Source organism: Streptomyces deserti, assembly GCF_054782695.1.
This window is the reverse complement of the sequence record NZ_BAAGRZ010000079.1, coordinates 1-5,310: the sequence shown is the minus strand read 5'-3', so window position 1 is coordinate 5,310 and position 5,310 is coordinate 1. Positions and strand designations below refer to the sequence as shown.

The 5,310-nt window shown below is 73.0% G+C and carries 1 protein-coding gene; it reads left to right on the top strand.

Annotated elements, in window-relative coordinates; genetic code table 11:
• The coding region (locus tag ACYVMZ_RS39025) for an SDR family NAD(P)-dependent oxidoreductase (protein WP_461088025.1) at positions 1–5,310 on the top strand (5,310 nt) is incomplete at both ends.

Sequence of the window (5,310 nt, the reverse complement as noted above, 5' to 3'; positions counted from 1 at the left end):
AGGAGCTGGGTGGGGAGAACTTCGACCGGGTGGATGTGGTTCAGCCGGTGTTGTTCGCGGTGATGGTGTCGCTGGCGGAAGTGTGGCGGGCGGCCGGCGTGGAGCCGGCTGCGGTGGTGGGTCACAGCCAGGGCGAGATCGCCGCCGCCTGTGTCGCCGGGGCGCTGTCGCTGGAGGACGCCGCCTGGGTCGTCGCGCTGCGCAGCCAGGCCATCCTGGACCTCTCGGGTCGGGGCGGCATGGTCTCCGTACCCCTGCCGGTGGAGCGAGTACGGGAACTGCTCGCGACGTGGGGCGACCGGGTGGAGGTCGCCGCGGTGAACGGGCCCGCGCACGTCGTGGTGTCCGGTGAGCCGGAGGCGTTGCGGGAGCTCGTCGCGTACTGCGAGGAGCGGGAGGTCCGAGCCCGGACGATCCCGGTGGACTACGCCTCGCACTCCGCGCAGGTCGAGGCGATCGAGGAGCACCTGGCACGGGTCCTGTCCCCGATCGCGCCGAGAACGCCTGAGGTGCCGCTGTTCTCGACGCTCACCGGTGCGTGGCTGGACGAGCCGATGGACGGCTCCTACTGGTACCGGAACCTGCGTCACACGGTCCTGTTCGAACAGGCCGCCCGGGGGCTGCTCGCCGAGGGACACGACCTGTTCCTGGAGATGAGCCCGCATCCGGTGCTGACCGTTCCGGTCCAGGCCGTCATCGACGACACGGACTCCGACGCCGTCACCCTCGGTTCCCTCCGCCGTGACGACGGCGGCGTGAAGCGGCTGATGGCCTCGCTCGCCGAGGCCCACGCACGCGGTGTCGAGCTGGACTGGGAAGCCCTGTACCCGGGCGCCAGGACCGTGGATCTGCCCACGTACGCCTTCCAGCGCGAGCGTTACTGGCTGACCGAGCCCGAGAGGGAAGCCGGTGCACAGCCCGCCGCGGACGAGGTGGAAGCCCGGTTCTGGGCGGCGGTCGAGCGGGAGGACCTGGCGGAGCTGAGCTCCACCCTCGCCGATGTCGACGAGGAGTCGCTGAGCGCGGTGCTGCCGGGTCTGTCGGCGTGGCGGCGGCAGCGGCGGGAGCGGTCGGTGCTGGAGAGCTGGCGGTACCAGGCGACCTGGAAACCGCTGTCCGGGCGCCTCCCCACGGCCGCCCTGTCCGGCCGCTGGCTGGTCGTCGTACCCGAGGCGGCGGCCGATCACCCCTGGGTCGCCGGGACGAGCGAGGCGCTGGGCGAGGCGGGCGCGGAGGCGTACGAACTGACGGTCGCGGCCGGCCAGATGACACGGGAGGCGCTGGTCGAGCGCCTGAACGAGTCGGTGCCGGCCGAGGCGGACATCGCCGGTGTCGTCTCGCTGCTCGCGCTCGACCAGTCCCCGCTGGACGGCGCGGCCGCCGTCCCTGCCGGGCTGGCGGCCACCCTGGCACTGGTCCAGGCACTGGGCGACACGGACATCGAGGCGCGCCTGTGGGCCGTGTCCTGCGGCGCGGTGTCGACGGGACGCAGCGACCGGCTGCGCAGCCCCCTCCAGGCGCAGCTGTGGGGGCTCGGACGGGCCGTGGCACTGGAGCGGCCCGACCGCTGGGGCGGGCTGATCGACCTGCCGGACGCCGTCGACGGGCGTGCCGCGGCGCGGCTTGCCGGAATCCTGGCCGGAGCCGGCGACGAGGACCAGCTCGCGGTGCGCGGCTCCGGGATCTTCGTCCGCAGGCTGGTCCGGAGTGAGCGGGCCGGGTGGGACCGGCGGGACGGCCGGGAGGGCCGGGAGGGTCCGGTTGGCCGAGACGTCCGGGCCGAGGCAGCGGCCGGTGCCGCCGCCGGCGGCGGACGGCCGGAGCGGCCGGAGCGGGCGGAACAGGGTGACGGTACGGCGGACGCGGCGGGGACGGGGTGGACACCCTGGGGCACCGTTCTCGTCACCGGTGGCACGGGCGCGCTCGGCGGACATGTGGCCCGGCGCCTGGCACGCGAGGGAGCCGAGCACCTCGTACTGACGAGCCGACGCGGCCCGGACGCTCCGGGAGCCGCCGAACTGAAGGCCGAACTGGAGCGGCTCGGGGCCCGGGTCACCCTCGTGGCGTGCGACATGGCCGACCGCGAGGCGGTCGCGGAACTCCTCGGCGCTCTCCGCCACTCCGACTCCGGTGCCTCTGGTGCCTCTGGTGCGTGTGGTGCGTCTGGTGCGCCCGGCGCGTCCGGCTCCCGCGACGCCACGTGCCCGCTGACCGCGGTCGTGCACACCGCGGGCACCCTGGACGACGGAGTCGTCGACGCCCTCGGCCCCGAGCGGCTGGACAACGTCCTGAGCCCCAAAGCCGCCGCGGCGATCCTGCTGCACGAGCTGACGCGCGAGCTGGACCTCGACGCGTTCGTGCTGTTCTCCTCCGCCTCCGGGACGCTCGGCAACGCGGGACAGGCGAACTACGCGGCGGCCAACACCTACCTCGACGCGCTGGCCGAACAGCGCCGCGCCGACGGCCTGCCCGCGACCTCCATCGCCTGGGGCACCTGGGCGGGCGCCGGCCTGGCCGACACGGCCGTACGCGCCGAACGGGCCCGGCGCGACGGCATGCCGCCCATGGACCCCGAGCTCGCGGTGTCCGCGATGTGGCGGGCGGTGGAATCCGGAGCGGCAACGACGGTCGTGGCCGCCGTCGACTGGGACACCTTCCTGCCCGCCTTCGTCGCGGCACGCCCCAGCCCCCTCTTCGCGGAACTCCCCGAGGCCCGCCGACAGACGGAGGCCGGCCGCGACGACCAGCCCGCCTCCGCCGACTGGGCCGGCCGGCTCGCCGCGCTCGACGGGCCGGAACGCCGGGCCGCCCTGCTCACGTTCGTCCGCACCCACGCCGCCGCCGTGCTCGGCCACGCCTCACCCGAAAGGATCGAACCGGAGCGCGCCTTCCGCGAGTTGGGCTTCGACTCCCTGACCGCGGTCGAACTGCGTAACCGCGTCCAGGCCGCGACCGGCCTGCGGCTGCCGGCCTCCCTGGTCTTCGACTACCCGAACTCGGCCGCCCTCGCGGGCCATCTGGAGCGGGAGGTGTTCGGCGGCGGCGCGGCGGTGGGCGGCGCCGGGGACACCTCGGTTTCCCCGGCGCTCGCCGACGCGGTCGGCACGGGCGACTCCGACTCCATCGCCATCGTGGCGATGAGCTGCCGGTTCCCCGGCGACGTACGCTCCCCGGAGGACCTCTGGCGACTGGTCGCCGAGGGACGGGACGGGATGGGCGAACTCCCGGGCGACCGTGGGTGGGACGTGGAGCGGCTGTACCACCCGGACCCGGATCACCCCGGCACGAGCTACGTCCGTGAGGGCGGGTTCCTGTACGAAGCGGCCGAGTTCGACGCGGACTTCTTCGGGATCTCGCCGCGTGAGGCGCTGGCGATGGATCCGCAGCAGCGGCTGCTGCTGGAGACGGCGTGGGAGGCGTTCGAGCGGGCCGGCATCGACCCGACGACCCTGCGCGGCAGCCGTGCGGGCGTCTTCGTCGGCTCCAATGGCGAGGACTACGTGTCCCGCCTCACATCCGTGCCGCAGGACGTCGAAGGCCACGTCCTGACCGGAAACGCCGTCAGCGTCATGTCCGGCCGGCTGTCGTACGCGTTCGGCCTGGAGGGGCCGGCGGTGACGGTCGACACGGCCTGCTCGGCCTCCCTGGTGGCCCTGCATCTTGCGGCGCAGGCACTGCGGCAGGGCGAGTGCGACATGGCCCTGGCTGGTGGTGTGACCGTCATGTCCTCGCCGGAGACGTTCATCGAGTTCAGCCGGCAGCGGGGGCTGGCGGTGGACGGGCGGTGCAAGGCGTTCGCGGAGGCTGCGGACGGTACGGGGTGGGGTGAGGGTGTCGGTCTGCTGTTGCTGGAGCGGTTGTCGGATGCCCGGCGGAACGGGCACGAGGTGCTGGCGGTGGTGCGGGGTTCGGCCGTCAATCAGGACGGTGCGAGCAATGGGCTTACGGCGCCGAATGGTCCGTCGCAGCAGCGGGTGATCCGTGCCGCGTTGGCGAGTGCCGGATTGGCGGCGGGTGATGTGGATGCGGTGGAGGCGCACGGTACGGGGACGACGCTCGGGGATCCGATCGAGGCGCAGGCGCTGATCGCCACGTACGGGCAGGGGCGTGCTGAGGGGCATCCGCTGTGGCTTGGGTCGATCAAGTCGAACATCGGGCATACGCAGGCGGCTGCGGGTGTGGCCGGTGTGATCAAGATGGTGATGGCGATGCGGCACGGTGTGTTGCCGCGGACGTTGCATGTGGATGCGCCTACGTCTCAGGTGGACTGGTCGGCGGGTGCGGTGGAGTTGCTGACCGAGGCGCGGGAGTGGCCGGAGCGGGACGGCGGTGTGCCGCGTCGGGCGGGGGTGTCGTCGTTCGGTGTGAGCGGCACGAACGCGCATGTGGTGCTGGAACAGGCGCCGGTCGGCGAGGAGGACTCTGCGGAGTCGGTGCCGGTGCCGGTGGGTGTGGTGCCGTGGCTGGTGTCGGCTCGTGGCACGGAGGCGCTGCGGGCTCAGGCGGAGCGGCTGCGTGAGCATGTGGTCCTGCGCGGTGACGTTGATCCGGTGGATGTGGGTTGGTCGCTGCTGTCGGGCCGTTCTGCGTTGGAGCATCGGGCGGTGGTGCTGGGGCGTCAGCGGGAGGACTTCGTCCAGGGGTTGGAGGCGTTGGTCTCCGGCGGGCCTGGGGTGGTGACTGGTGTGGTCGCTGAGGGGCGCCTTGCTGTGGTGTTCACCGGGCAGGGCAGCCAGCGGCTGGGCATGGGCCGGGAACTGTATGAGGCGTTCCCGGTGTTCGCGGACGCGCTGGACGAGGTGTGCGCGCATCTGGATCCGCTGCTGGATCGCCCGCTGCGGGAGGTGATGTTCGGCACCGAGGCGGACGTCCTAGAACAGACGGGGTATGCGCAGCCGGCGCTGTTCGCGATCGAGGTCGCCCTGTTCCGGCTGGCGGAGTCGTTCGGGCTGCGGCCGGAGGTTGTGGGTGGTCATTCGATCGGTGAGTTGGTGGCGGCGTATGTGGCTGGGGTGTGGTCGTTGGAGGATGCGGCCCGGCTGGTGGCGGCGCGTGGCCGGTTGATGCAGGCCCTGCCGGGAGGCGGTGCCATGCTGGCGGTGCAGGCAGCGGAGGGGGATGTCCTGCCGCTGCTGGAGGGCCACGCCGAGCGGGTGGGTGTCGCCGCCGTCAACGGCCCGTCCCAGGTGGTGCTGTCCGGGGATCGATCTGTCCTGGAGGACCTGGCAGGTGTCTTCACCGAGCAGGGCCGCAAGACGCGCTGGCTGCGGGTGTCGCACGCGTTCCACTCGCCGCTGATGGAGCCCATGC